Annotated in this window: 21 protein-coding genes and 1 pseudogene; 7 read left to right on the top strand and 15 right to left on the bottom strand. The window is 40.5% G+C overall.

Annotated elements, in window-relative coordinates; genetic code table 11:
- Positions 1-255: 255 nt before the first annotated feature.
- The 7 genes from RMY00_RS25200 to RMY00_RS25170 form a co-directional block, all read right to left on the bottom strand.
- Positions 256-2,784 carry a DUF4347 domain-containing protein gene (locus tag RMY00_RS25200; protein WP_322650165.1) on the bottom strand — a complete coding sequence of 843 codons (2,529 nt, stop codon included), beginning with the start codon at positions 2,782-2,784 and terminating at the stop codon, positions 256-258.
- 472 nt (positions 2,785-3,256) lie between these two features.
- A complete protein-coding gene (locus tag RMY00_RS25195; RefSeq protein WP_322650164.1) occupies positions 3,257-3,466 on the bottom strand; it encodes a hypothetical protein in 210 nt (69 codons plus the stop codon).
- Between the two features lie 160 nt (positions 3,467-3,626).
- Positions 3,627-4,343, bottom strand: a complete 717-nt coding sequence (locus RMY00_RS25190; protein WP_322650163.1) for a molybdopterin-dependent oxidoreductase — start codon at positions 4,341-4,343, stop codon at positions 3,627-3,629.
- Positions 4,344-4,351: 8 nt separating this feature from the next.
- Positions 4,352-4,948, bottom strand: a complete 597-nt coding sequence (locus RMY00_RS25185) for a cytochrome b/b6 domain-containing protein (RefSeq protein WP_322650162.1) — start codon at positions 4,946-4,948, stop codon at positions 4,352-4,354.
- Between the two features lie 101 nt (positions 4,949-5,049).
- The gene (locus RMY00_RS25180; RefSeq protein ID WP_322650161.1) at positions 5,050-5,742 is read right to left on the bottom strand and encodes a cytochrome c biogenesis CcdA family protein; all 693 of its coding nucleotides are present in this window, start codon (positions 5,740-5,742) and stop codon (positions 5,050-5,052) included.
- 8 nt (positions 5,743-5,750) lie between these two features.
- Positions 5,751-6,359: a thioredoxin family protein gene (locus RMY00_RS25175; protein ID WP_322650160.1), complete on the bottom strand. Its 609-nt coding sequence runs from the start codon at positions 6,357-6,359 to the stop codon at positions 5,751-5,753.
- Positions 6,360-6,474: 115 nt separating this feature from the next.
- Entirely contained in the window at positions 6,475-6,783 is a 309-nt protein-coding gene (locus tag RMY00_RS25170) for a hypothetical protein (RefSeq protein ID WP_322650159.1), read from the bottom strand.
- A 437-nt stretch (positions 6,784-7,220) separates the two neighbouring features.
- Here RMY00_RS25170 and RMY00_RS25165 point away from each other — a divergent pair, with 437 nt between their 5' ends.
- A complete protein-coding gene (locus tag RMY00_RS25165) occupies positions 7,221-7,433 on the top strand; it encodes a hypothetical protein (protein WP_322650158.1) in 213 nt (70 codons plus the stop codon).
- A 32-nt stretch (positions 7,434-7,465) separates the two neighbouring features.
- On the opposite strand, the gene rpmA is transcribed toward RMY00_RS25165, so the two are convergent.
- Together rpmA and rplU are read right to left on the bottom strand one after the other, a co-directional pair.
- Complete coding sequence (gene rpmA / locus RMY00_RS25160; protein ID WP_322650157.1) at positions 7,466-7,762, bottom strand: 50S ribosomal protein L27; 297 nt, start codon at positions 7,760-7,762, stop codon at positions 7,466-7,468.
- Between the two features lie 27 nt (positions 7,763-7,789).
- Positions 7,790-8,197 carry a 50S ribosomal protein L21 gene (rplU, locus tag RMY00_RS25155; RefSeq protein WP_322650156.1) on the bottom strand — a complete coding sequence of 136 codons (408 nt, stop codon included), beginning with the start codon at positions 8,195-8,197 and terminating at the stop codon, positions 7,790-7,792.
- A 451-nt stretch (positions 8,198-8,648) separates the two neighbouring features.
- Between rplU and RMY00_RS25150 the strand changes: the two genes are divergently transcribed.
- Positions 8,649-8,882: a Nif11-like leader peptide family natural product precursor gene (locus RMY00_RS25150; RefSeq protein WP_109008244.1), complete on the top strand. Its 234-nt coding sequence runs from the start codon at positions 8,649-8,651 to the stop codon at positions 8,880-8,882.
- Between the two features lie 258 nt (positions 8,883-9,140).
- Positions 9,141-10,229 carry a DNA polymerase beta superfamily protein gene (locus tag RMY00_RS25145; protein ID WP_322650155.1) on the top strand — a complete coding sequence of 363 codons (1,089 nt, stop codon included), beginning with the start codon at positions 9,141-9,143 and terminating at the stop codon, positions 10,227-10,229.
- Between the two features lie 83 nt (positions 10,230-10,312).
- Here RMY00_RS25145 and RMY00_RS25140 read toward each other — a convergent pair whose 3' ends face one another.
- Both RMY00_RS25140 and bchI read right to left on the bottom strand, forming a co-directional pair.
- On the bottom strand, positions 10,313-10,609 hold the full coding sequence (locus tag RMY00_RS25140; RefSeq protein WP_322650154.1) for a hypothetical protein: 297 nt from the start codon (positions 10,607-10,609) through the stop codon (positions 10,313-10,315).
- 99 nt (positions 10,610-10,708) lie between these two features.
- Positions 10,709-11,833 (bottom strand): magnesium chelatase ATPase subunit I, encoded by a 1,125-nt coding sequence (gene bchI / locus RMY00_RS25135; protein ID WP_322650153.1) that lies wholly within the window; start codon positions 11,831-11,833, stop codon positions 10,709-10,711.
- Between the two features lie 443 nt (positions 11,834-12,276).
- Between bchI and RMY00_RS25130 the strand changes: the two genes are divergently transcribed.
- A complete protein-coding gene (locus RMY00_RS25130) occupies positions 12,277-13,473 on the top strand; it encodes a glycoside hydrolase family 10 protein (RefSeq protein ID WP_322650152.1) in 1,197 nt (398 codons plus the stop codon).
- A 215-nt stretch (positions 13,474-13,688) separates the two neighbouring features.
- On the opposite strand, the gene RMY00_RS25125 is transcribed toward RMY00_RS25130, so the two are convergent.
- Genes RMY00_RS25125 through RMY00_RS25115 form a run of 3 tightly spaced genes read right to left on the bottom strand, consistent with a single transcriptional unit; the run spans position 13,689 to position 14,337 of the window.
- The gene (locus RMY00_RS25125) at positions 13,689-13,913 is read right to left on the bottom strand and encodes a PIN domain-containing protein (protein WP_416212099.1); all 225 of its coding nucleotides are present in this window, start codon (positions 13,911-13,913) and stop codon (positions 13,689-13,691) included.
- A gap of 18 nt (positions 13,914-13,931) precedes the next feature.
- Positions 13,932-14,096 carry a hypothetical protein gene (locus tag RMY00_RS25120; protein ID WP_322650150.1) on the bottom strand — a complete coding sequence of 55 codons (165 nt, stop codon included), beginning with the start codon at positions 14,094-14,096 and terminating at the stop codon, positions 13,932-13,934.
- Positions 14,077-14,337: a hypothetical protein gene (locus RMY00_RS25115; protein ID WP_322650149.1), complete on the bottom strand. Its 261-nt coding sequence runs from the start codon at positions 14,335-14,337 to the stop codon at positions 14,077-14,079. The genes RMY00_RS25120 and RMY00_RS25115 overlap by 20 nt, the downstream gene beginning before the upstream one ends.
- Positions 14,338-14,660: 323 nt before the next feature.
- Here RMY00_RS25115 and RMY00_RS25110 point away from each other — a divergent pair, with 323 nt between their 5' ends.
- Both RMY00_RS25110 and RMY00_RS25105 read left to right on the top strand, forming a co-directional pair.
- On the top strand, positions 14,661-15,719 hold the full coding sequence (locus tag RMY00_RS25110; protein WP_322650148.1) for a DEAD/DEAH box helicase: 1,059 nt from the start codon (positions 14,661-14,663) through the stop codon (positions 15,717-15,719).
- On the top strand, positions 15,697-15,828 hold the full coding sequence (locus RMY00_RS25105) for an HNH endonuclease signature motif containing protein (RefSeq protein ID WP_322650147.1): 132 nt from the start codon (positions 15,697-15,699) through the stop codon (positions 15,826-15,828). Before RMY00_RS25110 ends, RMY00_RS25105 begins: the two co-directional genes overlap by 23 nt.
- Positions 15,829-15,972: 144 nt before the next feature.
- Here the strand turns inward: RMY00_RS25105 and RMY00_RS25100 are convergent.
- Positions 15,973-16,238 (bottom strand): annotated as a pseudogene (locus tag RMY00_RS25100) (ribbon-helix-helix domain-containing protein).
- A gap of 79 nt (positions 16,239-16,317) precedes the next feature.
- On the opposite strand from RMY00_RS25100, the gene RMY00_RS25095 reads away from it, so the two are divergent.
- Positions 16,318-16,536 (top strand): hypothetical protein, encoded by a 219-nt coding sequence (locus tag RMY00_RS25095; protein WP_322650146.1) that lies wholly within the window; start codon positions 16,318-16,320, stop codon positions 16,534-16,536.
- The last annotated feature ends 66 nt before the right edge of the window (positions 16,537-16,602 follow it).

Below are 16,602 nucleotides of genomic sequence, written 5' to 3'. Positions count from 1 at the left end.
CTCGCTTCTTCCCACCCCTCCCCCACTCTCTTGTGAGAAATCCGAATTTTACTCCTGGCAACTCCTTCTGTTAGTAGTTTACTTAGGACTTGTGTGTACACCGTAGCTTAAAAAATGGGGGGAACCGGAATCAAAGTCCCCCTTTTTAAGTGGAGCAAGTGGCATGAATTTAGAGGGATTTAGAACTTTTGATCCCGACAAGAAGACTCTTCAAACATCCTCTTACCCTATTCACAATGATTATCATTATTGTTCTTATCCGATATTGTTTGTTAATTTGACTTGCACGATCATATCGTTGTAATCTTTGTCACCACCATTTGCTAAATCTTCAAAACCAAAACTGTTATTTCCCAACAATCGAATATGGTCTACTTTATCTGAGTTAGCACCTAAGAATGAGAAGTAAACATCCAGATTGGCATTACCATTCTGAATTGCGTCGGGTTTACCATTAACAATAATAAATGGTGCAAACAAAGAATCAGTCTCGAAAGTGCCAGTGTAATTTACTTTAGCTTGATTATTCACAGTCAAGTCAATTCCCACAACACGTCTAGCCACAGCAGCTTCAGTGTAACCAGTTTGTCCAACAAGAATGTCAGCCTTTCCATCACTGTTAGTGTCAATTCCACCATTTTCATCAGCAATTTTATAGAAGCCAACATAGTTGTTATATATTGCTTCTCTGTTGACTATAAATTCAGCTTTTACTGGTTCTGTTACACTATCTAAATCAATCAGTTCACCTTGATATTTTCCTTGCAGACCAGTGCCTAAAGATGTCTCTTCATTGGTTGGCTGAATATCTACAACCAAATTCTGGAAGTTAACAGAAAACCCTTTTTCTTGTTCTGTATTGTTAGTTATAGTTGAGGAAAAAGAGACATTTGACAAAGAGGTTTTTCCGGACAGTATAGCTTGAGTTGTACTGTCGGATACCAGATAAAATCTCAGTTTGGTATTAGAGTCAAATTCTAATATGTTTATCAGGTCTGTGGGATTGAAACCATTAGGTAGATTGGCAAGAGTGGAAAAAACCACCTTTGAACGCGAAAGAGCCGCTTGCGTATAGCCTTCTGCGCCAGGAGCTATGCCATTAATTCTACCTTCTTCATCGTCAACGGTAAATACATTCAGTTCATTTACCTTGTCAGAGGTATTGTTTTTAATCTTGATTGAGAGTTTTCCTTGATCATCTTCATCTTCATTGTTCGCGTTAGTATTGACGCTAAAAATATCGCCTGTAGTATTTATCAACAGGGTAGAATCGACAGTAGGAATTGTAGGAGTCTCCTGGGCAACCGTCGTGAGTGTAAACACATCAGTAGCTATAGCTTCAGCACTATCTGTAGCGGTGACTTTGATGTTGAGAGTACCTACATCCTGATTCGTAGGAGTGCCACTGAAGGTATTGGTAGTAGGATTGAAGTTCAACCAAGTGGGTAGTGAGTCATCATTTTCCAGAGTTGCAGTGTAGGTAAGGATGTCTTCGGTATCTGCATCACTGAAAGTATCAGCATCAAAAGTAAAGCTGAAAGCTGTATCTTCTTCAGCTGTTTGATCCGCGATCGCAGTTTGTAAAGTGGGTGGGGTATTTAACTCTCCCGTCGCCCCTAAAAAGGCTAAATACCCTGTGGAAGCTGTTTTCTCAAGTGTGATACTCTCAAGCGTCTTAGTTGCATCCGCTGAGACCCTTACCCCAAATATCGCCGGATCATTAGCATTTTCAAAGCCAGTCCCATCAGCCTTACTACGGTCTAAGCCATCAATTAAATAGTAAAGAGTTGTTGATGGGGTAATTTCGTTAAACCAGTCGGGAATTGTTTGGCTATCAGTTGTTTGCGTTGTCCCATCACTATAGTTCAAGGTCAAACGGACATTACTGCTTGCTTCTGTTGAAGTTAAGGCCAAATGCACATAAGCATACTGACCACTCGAAACATTAAACGTAAAATTCCCAGTAGAAGTTGTAATTAGACGAGCATTATTGCCGTTTTCACTGTTTCTATAACTGAGTTGAATATCTGGATTGAAGCTAGTAGCCCCAAAAAATCCGTCATCTGGCAGTCCATTACCCAAAGTACTATTGGTAAAAGTAGCGAAGGATTGGGTTATCAAAGCAAAGTTTTTCCCATCAATCGCTGTTTGGATGGTGTCAGTGACACCTCCGGTACGGTTGACAATGACATCAGCATCAAAGACTGATGCAACATCAAATGGGACTGTGGAGCCTAATATACCTGGATAATTTGCTATTGCCTGATCGCTAAAAGCGAGTTGGGGTTTAATCTCACCCATAGTCACTTCTAAATCCCAATTTCCTCCTAATTCTGTATTACCTGTTTTTGAAGCGGAAGCAGCAATTTTAGCACCCATTAAGGAATGTAGTTTGTAGAGAAATTCCTCTCCCGCATCACCAGCAGCAACATTACAACCGTATAAAAGTAAATTGAGATTTTCTCTTGAACATCCCTGTAGCTGGGGCACATAATCTTTTAAGGTATCAAGGCTAAGTTGGCTATTACCTAAATACAGACATCCAGGCGCACCGTGAGAAACAATGTGAACTGTCTTTATATTCTGGCGTTGTTTTAATGCTTCTGTAATTTGCTCTACGCCGTCTCGTTGTGCTGACAGAATCACAGTTTCAACACTAGGAAAAGTTCCTTTTAGAAGAATTTCTGCGTTACTGACAAGAGTATCGATAAACAGGATTTGTACTGTAGAGCTATCTGTATATGTAAAAGTAGATGCACTGCTGATTATGGGATTCAAAGACATGACAAATTCCTCACAACTACTTGTTTTACGTAACTAATAGCAAATCAAAAGTATTCATCTCAGCAATTCTGTCAAAAAATTAAAGTTCAAACTCCTACCTTATATGCAGCTGAAAAATCACGTCTTATTTTTCTTTATCTACAGTAATGGAAGAGTAGTATAGGACTACAATTTTATTTTTGAGAACATCTTGAGATTGAAAAGCCTGTTTGATAACGGTTTTCTCTGAAATGTTGTTGAACAACTCAGATATGAATTCTATCATCATACAGGGTTTAACATACTATTAACTGTTAATTAAGAGCATTAAATCTAGCATGTTGCTTACTAAAGCAGTATTTTTACTGTAAATACTCTTGAAACTATAGCAATCCGAATTGAAACGTGAGAAAATACTGAGATTAAAAATACGTACTTTAAAGCCTTTCAGCGTTTTTCTCTCTCACGAATGATTTAGGATTGCTATATGAACCTATCCCACTGATAATGTTTTGTTAATCCAGATGTGGATAGTAGCAAGGTCAATGTATGGGTCAAAGTAAACCTTTTGACGTTCCCATCTGACAACGAGACGGCGCTTAAGAGCGTTGATACCAAGCAAAACAACGCTCCTGCTGAAATCTAAGAACAGAGATTTTGATGTGTCTTCCTCTGTTTTTCTTGGTTTTCCAGACTCGCGCATGGGATTTGAGGACGAATACCTCGTTTACATAGGTCAGCACGTTTTTGTTTCGAGTCGTACCCTTTATCAGCAGCCAACACCTTGATTCGTTTACGTGGTCTGCCGCATTTTAATGTTTTGAGTTGGACTTTAGTAAAATTTTCCCCTGTCCCCTGCCCCCTCATAGCCCTGCAAACCACTCATAGCCCTGATCCTCCCAATAGCCTTTACGAGGTAACAAATTGCTGACGAATGTAATTTGAGTTACCCATTTACTTTGCTTGTAGCCCAGTTTAATTGGGGATGCTAGGCGTATGGGCGCACCATTATCAACTGATAAAGGTTGTCCATTCTTTTGATAAGCCATGAGAGTTTGGGGATGTATAGCAGAGGCAAGATCCCAGCTTTCATAGTAGCCATCAGCAGATTTGAAGTAGACATAGCGGACGTTTGACTTAGGCTGTACCAGTGCTACCAAGTCTCGTAATCGCACACCTCCCCATTGAGCGATCGCAGCCCAGCCTTCAACACAAACATGGCGAATTACCATTGAAGTCAAGGGGAGTTTTTGAATATCTGCCATACTCAATTGCATGGTGTTACTAACTTCGCCATCAATCGTCAGGCGAAACTGTACTGGATCAATTTGCGGCGTAAAGTCAAAGGTATTAATTAGCAATTTGTCTGGTTCTATGGCACTAACAGGAAATTCTGGTACTGGTTTTTGACTTAGCAGGAGTGCTTCAAGACTTTGATTTAGTGGCTCAGATATTTGCCGCAGATTATCTGAGAACAAATTTGTCCCACAGCCACCTAAAAGAAAGCCTAACCCTGAAAGTCCAGATACTTGCAGTAACCGGCGACGGGATAGGGTGCGTTTGGGAAGAATCAGACTCATAAGTACCTCTACAGGAACATAGACTTAACTAGACGGATGCTTCCTACCTTCAGGGCAAGTAAGGAATGAGCAATTGTAAACAGTATGACTGTGGGAACAGTGATAAAGTGAACAGTGCGTAGAGTTTGCCAATTACCAAACAGCCCGGAAAGCCAATGCAGTTGAGCAGGTTTGTACATCGCCAGACCACTCAAGATTGCCAGCAGCAGCACTGGAATAATAGCAGTATAGACTAGCCGATGCCATGCGTAGTTTTTGCGCTTTGGGTTCTGGCTGACTTGCAATGCTTTTAAATCACCGCCATCGGCAAAGCGACGCTGCCAACGACGAGTTACAAAGATATAAAGTCCATACCAAAGTAAGTTCAGCGAAAACAGCCACATAGCAGCAAAATGCCAATGTCTGCCACCCGCTAACCAACCTCCTAGCAACAGAAGGTCAGGAAAATGCCAACCTTCACGCCCTCCAAATACCGGATTGGCATTATAGATTTGCAGTCCGCTAGCGATCATTAAAATGAGACTGATGATATTAATCCAGTGAAAGATTTTTGATAAAAAAGTCTGACTTGGGGTTGACCAGACTTTGCGTTTAGATGAGTTCATACCAATTTTGGATTTTGAATTTTGGATTTTAGATTTTTAGATTGTTCCCAGTTAGACTTTCGGATTGGGTCTTGTAATCCAAAATCTAAAATTGGCACGTTTCACAGACGTTGAGTAGGAAAAAACGGAGCCAGCCAAAGTTGCACCTGGACATCCCAACCGAGAAGAATAGCAATTGCTGTGGCCGCGATCGCTACGCCACCAATCCTCTGCAACGTTGCACTATGGGAGCGGAGATTAAGGATTCGTTGGCTGAGTACTCGCCCACCGTAGGCGATCGCTAAAAGAGGCAAACCTGCTCCGATTCCATAAGCAAGCAGTAGCCAAAATGCACCTATGACTTGATGATTAACTGCTGCTAGGACTAAAACACCTCCCAAAACTGGCCCAGCACAGGGAGTCCATAAAAGCCCCAACTGAGTACCTAACCAGAACTCTCCCATAAGTCCGATTCGCGGGGTTTTCTTAGCCCAATTGCTGACCGGAAAATAAGAAAATATTCGGTAACTCCAGGTAGGGAAAATTGCGAGTAATCCCAGAAATAAAAGGAGTGCGATCGCGCCATTCCTTAATAAATTAGCCAAACCTGTAAACCAGCTTGCTGTTACACCTAGTAAACTACCAGCCAGTGCAAAACCAGTGATTAATCCCCCTAACAGTGCTACTGGGCCGTAGATGTGGGATTGGAGGGATCGCCCCAACAGCACAGGCAAAATTGGTAAAACACAGGGTGAAAGCACATTCAGAACTCCCCCCAGTAAAGCCAGACTCATTGACAAAGTAGAAGTTGTCATAATTCCTTCTACCCCAATAGCTGGCGGATAGTTTGCTCTATTTTTTCGTATGCCCCTTCACCAATATGGTCATATTGTAGTAAACCTTGGCGATCGGCTAAAAACGTATGGGGCCAATACTGATTTTCGTAAGCGTTCCAGGTTTTGTACTCGTTATCAACCGGAACTGGATAGGTAATTTGGTGTTGTCGTAGTGCCTTTTTTATATTGTTTGCGTCTCGCTCAAAGGCAAACTCTGGTGTGTGGATGCCAATCACCTTGAGTCCTTCTGACTCATACTGTCGATGCCATCTAGTAATGTAGGGCAGAGTACGCTGGCAGTTAATACAAGCAAAAGTCCAAAACTGTATTAGAACAACACTGCCTTTGAGGTCAGCAATTGATAAAGGGGTAGAATTAAGCCACTGATTAATACCCTGAAACTCTGGCATACTCTTATCTGCCGGAGTTTTAACTGTAATAGTTTCCAAGTCTTGCGTATTATTACTTTTTGCAGGAGAGATAGAAGGGGCATCCACTTTTCTGAAGTTGGAAAATGTTGTGGCTGCACCGATTCCGACAATCCCCAACCCAAGATAAAAAAGCAACTGACGCCGACGAAGTAGGTTGTGATTCATCAGAATTTCTCCTGTTGAGGTCAAAGCGCCAAAGTATAAGGATTGGATCAAGATTTTCTTGGTAAGCAGCCCTTATACTTAGTACAAGAAAAGTGAGATGTAAGGCTAGTTATGGCTAAGGCTTGGTGGAAGGTGAGGATTGCTTCATCGCATCGCCAGCTTTGTCTTTACTCATCGCATCGCCAGCCTTATCTTTGCCCATCGCATCGCCAGCCTTATCTTTGCTCATTGCATCGCCAGCTTTGTCTTTACTCATCGCATCGCCAGCCTTATCTTTGCTCATTGCATCGCCAGCTTTGTCTTTACTCATCGCAGGAGAGGCTTCAGGAGCAATTTGATTGTTGCTTGCAGGACTGCTAGAGCAAGCAGTGAGACTAGTGGTTAAGCTTAAACCAGCAATTAAACAAAGTATTTTCCAGTTCATAGTCTTCTTTCATCCTTTAGATAGTTGTTTTTGTATTGATTCAAGGGAAATTAAGCTACAAGTAGATTCATAAAGGCTATTGAAATAAAGAAGATACCTTCTTGTAGAAAACTCCATCAGACTTTTGCTACTGATGTTTGAGTTATCCGGAACATCCAAAGTATCTCAGTTCTCTCTGAGAGCTTATTGAAACGAAGCCATGATTTTCATAAATTTATCCCTTGAGAAAATTTAGTTAATTCTCAGCATTTTCTCAGGTATTCATGGTAGCTCAAAGCTAGAACCTAATTTAGATATTCTCTCAGCCGAACCTCATTCTGAAATGAATGAACGCAGGTTAGCATAATAAGCAATGTCTTTATTGCACTTATGTTATCGTGATTAGACCCAAAAGACTACATCGTTTAATCCAAAGACTTTCAGTATAAATATATCTCTTGCTGGCTATCTTGAACTTTGGAAAATTTAGTGCAATCATCCGAAAGCTCACAAAAATTGCCTACGATAACAAGCTACCGAATCCAATTTCTTTGTGTAATATTTTGTTATTGAAGAATATCTGCGCTTTGATGCTCCTAACCGTAATCTATGGGCAACAGAGGAACAAAGCGACTTTTAATCAACTGCTGGGATATGCGATCGCTAACTAGCAATTAGGGTGGGTAACAGCCCACCCTACACTCTAACTTGCTACGGTCTCAGCAGGGGCTGCCTCAGCAGCAGTTATGGGTAAATAAACACTAACTTTTTTACGGGTTTTGCCCTTTCTCTCAAACATTACAACACCGTCGATTAAGGCAAACAGAGTGTCATCGCTACCAATACCGACATTGTTACCAGGGTGGAATTTTGTGCCGCGCTGACGCACAAGAATATTTCCTGCACGTACAACTTGACCGCCATAACGCTTGACACCTAGACGTTGGGCATTAGAATCACGACCGTTGCGTGTACTACCTGTTCCTTTCTTATGAGCCATGATTTCCTCTTGTGTATCTTCTTATTATTATTCAGCAGCAGTTTCAACTTCTTCGGCAGGAGTCTCATCTAAAACGGGGGTTTCCTTCTCAGTTTCTCCTTCAAAAGCAAATACTTCGCCATTAAGAGTGATGGAGTCAATCATAAGTCTGGTAATTTCCTGACGATGCCCCCGCTTTTTGCGGGTTTTCTTTTTAGGCTTCATCTTGTATACCAAGACTTTACGACCTCTGTAATGTCGCATTACAGTCCCTTCTACAGTCGCACCTGTCACTAGTGGCTGTCCAATGGTAACTTCACCATCGTGCTGCACGAGTAATACAGAGTCTATTGTAACTTTTTCATCTGGTTCAGTCGCAAGCAGTTCAATATCGTAAAACCGGCCTGGCTCTACTCGTATTTGTTTGCCGCCAGTTTCAATAATCGCGTAGGTCATGGAATTGTCCTTGAGGTTGCCGTACAGGTAGCTGGTTTTTATCTCGTGTAGAGGGCATTTGCCAGCTTTTGTAATATGTCTACCTGATCCGAGCAGGAATTAGACAGACAATCTAATATTGTATTTTATGAGCAGGTGCTAAGTCAAGCTTTTATTTGCCAAAAGCTTTATGGCTGAATCACCCACCCAAAGAATGTAAACTGCATTTACAATTAAACACCAATATTATTTAGTTAAAGACTGCTTCCATCTTAGGGTTGAGTTTTACAAATTAGTAGAAATATTTAGACTAAAACTTATATTTTTTTATCAGAATCTACACAATCTTCTACTTTGTTTTAAAATTAAATTTACACTCTAAATAGTAAAGGTTCTTCACAAAATTTAGTGATTCCACAGGAGTCAAGTTACTAAATTGAAACCTGATATTTAAAACAGGAGATCAACTGTCATGACACAGCAAAATGCTACCCGACTTTTTGAAGCTGTAAAAAAAGATCAAGCGCTACAGCAAAGACTCAAAGCAACAGCTAATCCCGAAGCCTTCGTCAAGATTGCTCAAGAGCGTGGCTATGATTTCAGCGTTGAAGAACTGGACAGTGAAATCAACAAATTGTCTGAAGAAGATTTAGCCGCCATTATTAATCCAGGATGGGGAAATAGACGGCACATTAATCCTAGATAATTCTTGTTCTAGGAAAGCCAAAATATAGGAACAACTAAATTAACAAGTTTTGCTCCTTAAGGGGATATCGTTGCATCATCTCCTTTAGGGGCATTTTTGTTAAACTAAGCAACTTTTGGTATTAGTCAGTGGTCATTAGTCAATGGTCATTATTGGTCAAGAGTTAGAAATTCTTCCCTTGGCTCCTCTGCATCTACATTCCCTATTTCTCATCGGCTGAACTCATGAGTTAGGATGGCAATATTTTAATCAGGTGATATGAAAAGAATAGAAGTTGAGCAAAGAACTATCTTAATTGGTTTAGCAGGTAGCCACGGCTATGGTTTAAATCGTCCTGATTCAGACTTTGATTATCGAGGAGTATTTATCGCACCCAAAAGGTATTACTTAGGGTTTGATCACATAGAACAAAAAGATTCTGGTTGGGATGAACCAGGAATATTTCCATTTATTGATGGCAACAAAGACACAGTTATATATGAATTAAGAAAAATCCTTCAGTTATTAGCAGGTGCTAATCCCAATGTTCTAGAATTGCTCTGGTTAAGTAACTATCCTTTTTTAAGCGCAGTCGGACAGCATTTAATTAATCATAAACAGTTATTTTTGAGCAAGAAAGTAAAACATACTTACACTGGTTATGCTTTTGCCCAAATCAAAAAAATGGAAACTCATCGCAAATGGTTGTTAAAGCCACCGCAAAAAAAGCCAATACCATCTGACTTTGCCATAGAAGACGAAGCACCCCTCAGCAAAGATGAGCTAAATGCTTTTTTAGAATATCTTTATAACTTAATCAGAGGACGGATTGAATTTTTGGAAGAAGCGGAACAATTATACCAATTGCTGACGGCAGATATTGATTTTAAAGGTGTGTTGAAACAATACACTTTGCCAGATGAAACTTTGGAATATACCCAAAAGTTAACCAATAGCCGTAAAGATTTTATTCGCCTGCTTCAGAAAAGCCAAAGTTATCAAATAGCTTTAAGAGAATGGAAAGCTTACTTATCTTGGCAGGAAAATAGGAATCCGGCTAGAGCAGAAATGGAAAGAAAATCGGGTTTTGACCTCAAACATGGAATGCACTGCATTAGATTGTTACGCAGTGGAGTAGAAATATTGCGGCGGGGTGAAGTGATTGTAGATAGGAGAATAGCTGGTGATTTTGAGGATTTAAAAGCTATTTTAAAGGGTGAGTATTCTTATGAGGAGGTGATGAAAAAAGCAGAAGATTTGGTCGCTGAAATGGAAATTGTTTACGAACAATCTGCTTTGCCTCACAAACCTGATTTAGAGCAAATTAATGAGTTGTGCATGGAATTAGTGGAAATACAGAGTTGGTAAGTTGTTAGGCATTGGGCATGGGGCATAGGAAATTATTGATTAAGTTTCTTTGCTATTCCCTATTCCCTATTCCCCACTCCCCATTAAAGAGCATACATTAAATCAGCAAAACCATAGAGGCTGATAATGAGCAATAACGATGCTGTGAGTTGGGTAACTCGCGTCTGGGGTGAGGGCGCGATCGCTTCCCGCACTAAGATAGAAATAGATGCCCCAACTACTAAGCTCAAGCCTAAAATTAAATAGGGTCTGTCTGGTAAAATACTAGCTATTGCCAGCATAGCGATCGCTAATAAGAGCATCAATAATTCTACAAATCTGGGCGGGTTGTATTGGCTAGATAGAACAAAGCTGTGAAACCAAAAAGACCAAAATCTCATAATCAGTTTTGAATGCTAAATATTGAGTTAGACTCTGGCAATTTTAGATTTTGAATTGAAGGAAAAATCCAAAATCCAAAATCTAAAATCCAAAATTAATTAGCTCCTAGCCCCTAATTTTTGACCTGTGCCGTTTTTTTGTGCAATATCACCTTCTGGTAGTTCGACGCCAAAGACGCGGCTAAAAACTTTGGCGACTTTGTAGCCAGAATCAATCGATTCTAAAGGGTCTTTCCGTAGCCTGTGACGCAAGCATAGCGTAATTACGCGGTGGATATCATCTACTGTAACTTCTGTACGTCCTTCATAAGCTGTTAAGGCTTTGGCGGCGCGGTTACTAACAATGTCACCCCGCAAACCATCTACATCCAGTTCTGAGCAGACTTCAGAAATTTTCACCCGCAGTTCATAGTCAATTTTCACTTCTGGTAAAAGCTGTTGAGCATTGACAATTTGTTGTTGTAGTGCTTCTTGCTGGGGTTTGTAGTTTTCGAGAAATGCTGGAGGATTTTGGTCAAAATCCGCCCGTTGTTCCACGATTTGCACCCGCAAGCCTGGTTCTTTTACGGTGTGAATTTCTGCGTGCATCCCAAAGCGATCAAGCAATTGCGGGCGTAGTTCGCCTTCTTCTGGGTTTCCAGAACCCACAAGAACAAAACGGGCTGGGTGACGGATAGAAATACCTTCCCGTTCTACAGTGTTCCATCCACTCGCGGCGGAATCTAGTAGCACGTCTACAAGGTGGTCATCTAGCAAGTTGACTTCATCCACATAGAGAATGCCTCGATTAGCCTTTGCTAGCAGTCCCGGTTCAAAGGCTTTGACACCTTCAGATAAAGCTTTCTCAATGTCGATTGTGCCACAAACTCGGTCTTCTGTAGCTCCTAGTGGCAGGTCTACCATTTGGACTTTTTTGTGAGCTACAGGAATTTCCGCCCCTTGTTCTAACAATTGGCGGACTTCATCGCTCATCAAGTCGGGGTCGCTAGGTTCACTATTGAAGGGGTCATTGGCAACCACAGAAATTTCTGGCAGTAGATCTGCCAGCGCCCGGATAGTTGTGGATTTCCCGGTGCCGCGATCGCCCATGATCATTACACCACCAATTTTGGGGTCAATCACGTTCAATAGGAGCGCCAGTTTCATTTCTTCCTGGCCCACAATTGCCGTAAAAGGAAATACCACGCGACGCGCACTTGCCGTGGATTGAGCAGTTGGACTCACTAAATTACCTTAACAATATTTTTCTTATTACAGTTCTCTATTGTGACACAGGTGGGGTGTGGGGGAGTGAGAAGATTGGGGGCAGGGGGCAGGGTGCAGGGAGACAAGGGGACAAGGCGACAAGGGGACAAGGGGACTTAAATCAGAACTTGCAACCAGTGTTTCCCCTTGTCCCCAATTCTCAAGAGTCCCCAAGTCCTCTTTCCCATGCTCAATACCCCATTCCAATATCTATTGGGCACAAATGCCTACTAGTTGCGTCTAACTATCTTAATTTGTCTGCTTTAGTTTTTCTGGTGCAAAAGTTCCAGAAGCAGGGAACGAACAACTACCAACTCATCAATTCTGTACTAAGCATAAATACTTGTAGACTAATGGTTAGTGAATTAAATCATCAAAACGAGCAATGGCATGTGTGGGTAGTTAATGCATCATTCAAATTTATGAAATCATCTTTTATTGTTCAAAATTGGCGACGACTACTCAAATCTTTTTTTCCAATTCTCATTTTAATATCCTTTTTTACTGTATTGTTGGTGGACAGTTTCACTCCTGCGATCGCACAGATACCCCGTCCGGAAATTCGCGGGGTTTGGATGACCACTAATGATTTTGATACCCTCAAAAATCGAGACAAAGTAAAGGATGCCGTAAGTCAATTACGACGGCTGAACTTTAACACAATTTATCCTGTGGTGTGGAATTCTGGCTATGTGATGTATCCTAGTGCGATCGCACAACGTGCAGGTATTCAACCTTTTGTCTACAAAGGTTCAGATGGACATGATATTCTAGCAGACCTGATTAACCAAGCCCATCGCCAAGGATTGCTGGTAATTCCCTGGTTTGAGTTTGGTTTCATGGCTCCCCCAACCTCAGAATTGGCAATGAATTATCCTGATTGGTTTACACAAAAGCGGGATGGTAGCCAAACTTCAATCAGTGCGGCTGGAGAGGTGATGTGGCTCAATCCATTCCATCCAAAAGTGCAACAGTTTATCACCAATCTAGTCCTAGAAACTGTCACCCAATATGATGCCGATGGCATTCAGTTTGATGATCACATGAGTTTGCCTCACGAATTTGGCTACGACCAATATACAATTGCTTTGTACACCAAAGAAACGAAGAATCGTCCCCCAACTAATTCCCAAGATGTGGCATGGGTAAAGTGGCGGGCAGAGAAAATTACAGCGTTCATGGTACAACTTAACCAAGCTGTGAAGCAGAGAAAACCTCAGGCGATTTTCTCTGTTTCTCCTAATTACTATGATTTTGCTTACAAGTTTCACCTGCAAGATTGGCTGAGTTGGATACGGCAAAATATTGTGGACGAGTTAATCGTGCAAATTTATCGTCCGGATCTGCAAAGTTTTGTGGCTAATATTTCTCGCCAAGAAATTCAAGAAGCGCAAAAAATAATTCCAACTGGAATTGGCGTTATGACAGGGTTACGAAATAATCCAGTTCCCATGCAGCAAATTAAGTCTCAGGTGCGGGCTGCCCAAGAACGCGGTTTAGGCGTAACTTTCTTTTATTATGAAAGTCTATGGAACGATGCTATAGAACCTTTAAATGAGCGCCAAGCTGGATTTGCAACTCTCTTTCGCTCTCCCGCACTCCGCGCCAAAGTTGAATAAATTTTCTGTTGAAGATTATATTCTTGTACTATCAATTAAGGTTTTGACATCTAATTGGTAGTGCTTTGCCTGTTGCAAAGGCTCAGATTCTCGGCTTATTTTAAAAGTCGGGAATCTTGTTATAACTACTTTAGATGTGTGCTTCTATCGATTCTAATGGTACTGCGATCGCTGCATAAAATAGACATGATAACCTTTATTGCAATCAAAGCACTTTAAGCTTGACTCCAATCTTGTAACTCTAGTGCTTCAACTCTATCGAAATGACGCTGATTATGAGTAATCATAACTAGATTATTGGCAATGGCAACCCCAGCAATGAGCAAGTCAATATCGTCGATGGGAATCCCTTGGAGGCGCAAGTTTGCGTAGATATCTGCGGATAGGGTGACTGATTGTTCAGTAAGGGGCAATACAGTATTTTGGGCGACAAATTCCAAAAATAAGGTGAGTTGCTTTTAGGCATCACGGTGCTTTAAGCCACTGAGAATTTCGTAATAAGTGATAATACTAATGTTGATTTGACGATAGGTTATCAAGTAAGTCTGAAACTGAGCTACTACATTGGTATTGCCTCGGAAGAACAAAGACAAAATATCAGTATCAATCAATGCTGGTTTCACGGTTTCGTCTTTGAGAAAATGCTTGCTGACGACGGATAATAATCTCGTCTGAAAATTCGCCGTATGCTTCATCTGACATATCGCTCCAGCAACCTGCAAACTGCATGATAGCAGGGTTATGGCTGTTAGCTTCTGAGCTAAGTCTAAATCCGTGAATTATCTCATAGAGTTGTGCTAACTTAGCATCTGGGATTTGCTGCACTTCTTTTAAAACTTTAATTCTCCATTCAGAATCCTGCATTACCTAATCTCTCCTAATTTTACAATTTTTAATTTTAATATAACTAACGCATTCTCCACGACTAAAGTTGCGGGATTTTAGTAAGCTGTCGCACATCATTATTGTACTTTTTAGAGCCTAAAACTTTCAAAAGAGCGATCGCCTGAATTAAAGTCTTTATTCATACATTTAATCAATCCTACATAAATATCTTAGTAACTAGTTAGACGTCATATAGGTTTGGGAATACTGACAACTAGGGTAATGAATTGCTGTAATCCGTTGATTTGAAGCTAGTTACAGCTTTTCCTCTAAAGCACAGTCTTTCTAGGATTTTACTTATTATGACAACTGTTCAAGTTACATACGCAGGTCTAATCGAAGTTAAAAGGGGTGAGACTCCCAAAGAACTATACTCCCACCAAAACGAAGCAATCAAAGCACTGAATGAAATCAATAAAGATGCCTTTGAAGGCTTGCTAGTTCTACCTACGGGTGGCGGAAAAACTTTAACGGCAGTTCACTGGCTACTACGTAATTTTATTAACAAAAATAAAAAGGTTCTGTGGATTGCTCATCGTCATGAACTACTTGACCAAGCACTTGAGACACTTCAACTTAGTGCCTATTCATCATTGTTGAGCAATGTATCAGGATTTAGATACCGGATTATCTCCGGTCATACTAAACACGATCGACCTGTAAACATTGAAAAGACTGATGACATCATCATTGCCAGTAAAGATAGTCTAAACAGTGGGCTTGATCACTTGTTGAAAAACTGGGTTGGTCACTTACAGGAAGTTCTTTTGGTTGTAGATGAAGCGCATCATGCAACAGCTAAGACCTATCGTAAATTGATTAATGCTGTCAAGAATAATCTAAAAAAACGAGGTCATAATAACGGCTTTAAAATGCTGGGACTAACGGCTACCCCTTTCAGAATAGATGAGAGTGAGAAGAGTTTGCTAAAGTTAGTTTTTCCAAATGATATTATCTTTTCCGAACATCTGAGAAATTTAATCGCCAAGGGAATTCTTGCTGAACCGATTTTTGAAAACTTAAAAACGAGCATAGAAATCAAGCAAAAGTTGAATGAATTGAATGCAAGGCAAATCAAAAATATCGAAGATTTTGACAGGCTGCCAAAGGACATTGCTGAGAAGATTGCTCAATCTAGTACGCGTAACAATCAAATTGTTGATCATTATATTAACAATAGGGGAAAATACAAGCAAATTCTATTATTTGCAATTGATGTAGAACACGCAATAACTTTAAACGCACTGTTTAAGGCTAAAAAAATTAATTCTGATTTTGTTGTATCTTCAGTTAAAGATTTAACTACAGGTGCTACATTTTCTGCCAAGGAAAACTCAGATGCGGAGAGATTTCCAAATTGATCACATTAAACCGATGTCTCAGGGTGGTTTAACTACCATCGATAATTTGCAATTGCTGACACGTAAAGCTCATGTAGAGAAAACCCGTATAGAGAATACAAGACGATAGTCTTTGAGGGATATCTCTGTATTCGTAGGTAATCTAAATCTTTCTGGTTTGGCAGGGTTCAAATATATGGTGTCACTCAAAAGAGACTTATGACCTTAACCCTGAACTTGCCACCAGAATTAGAACACTATCTTGCACAAGAAGCTAAACAGCAACGGCTTTCTGTTGGCGTAATTTTTCTGACAGTCGCGCCATCACCACTTCACCATCTATTACGTCTCCACGTTCGATAGAAGCAAGCCCAACAGCTATTTTTTTATGGGTTTCATCTTCCCATCCCTGATAACCCTTCTCCCATTCTTCCAGCAGTTTCAATGCTTTAGCAATTACATCTTCAGCATTTCATATCTACCTGTAGCAATTCGGGTTTGTATAAATTGCTCGTATTCTGCCTTAAGTTGGATGTTCATAATTGTTATTCCTAGTTAGTTAAGAGCCTTCTCTAAACTATGCTCTAAAATTTATCTAAATTTATTAAAGCCTTAACTTATGCTTCTTACCGAACTCATACCGCTAGTTACAGAATTATCCCAAACTGATAAACTCTTACTAATGCATTTATTGGCAGCCGAATTGTTGAAGGAACCAAATTTAGTCCCATTGGATGCTCAGGACAAAGTAACAAGTCTTGGCTTATATGATTCTTTTGAAGCTGCTGCTGTTTTAGGGAAGGCATTAGCAGAAGAAAAAGCGGCGAAACATGGTTGATAAAGTTAGATTCGCATTTACTGAGGTAAACCCGGAACTTGCTGATAGAAATAGTGAAACCCAACA

The organism is Nostoc sp. ChiVER01 (assembly GCF_034531155.1).
In the GTDB taxonomy this organism is placed as follows: Bacteria; Cyanobacteriota; Cyanobacteriia; order Cyanobacteriales; family Nostocaceae; genus Nostoc.
The sequence above is the reverse complement of the archived record's forward strand: the minus strand, read 5'-3'. Positions and strand labels throughout refer to the sequence as shown.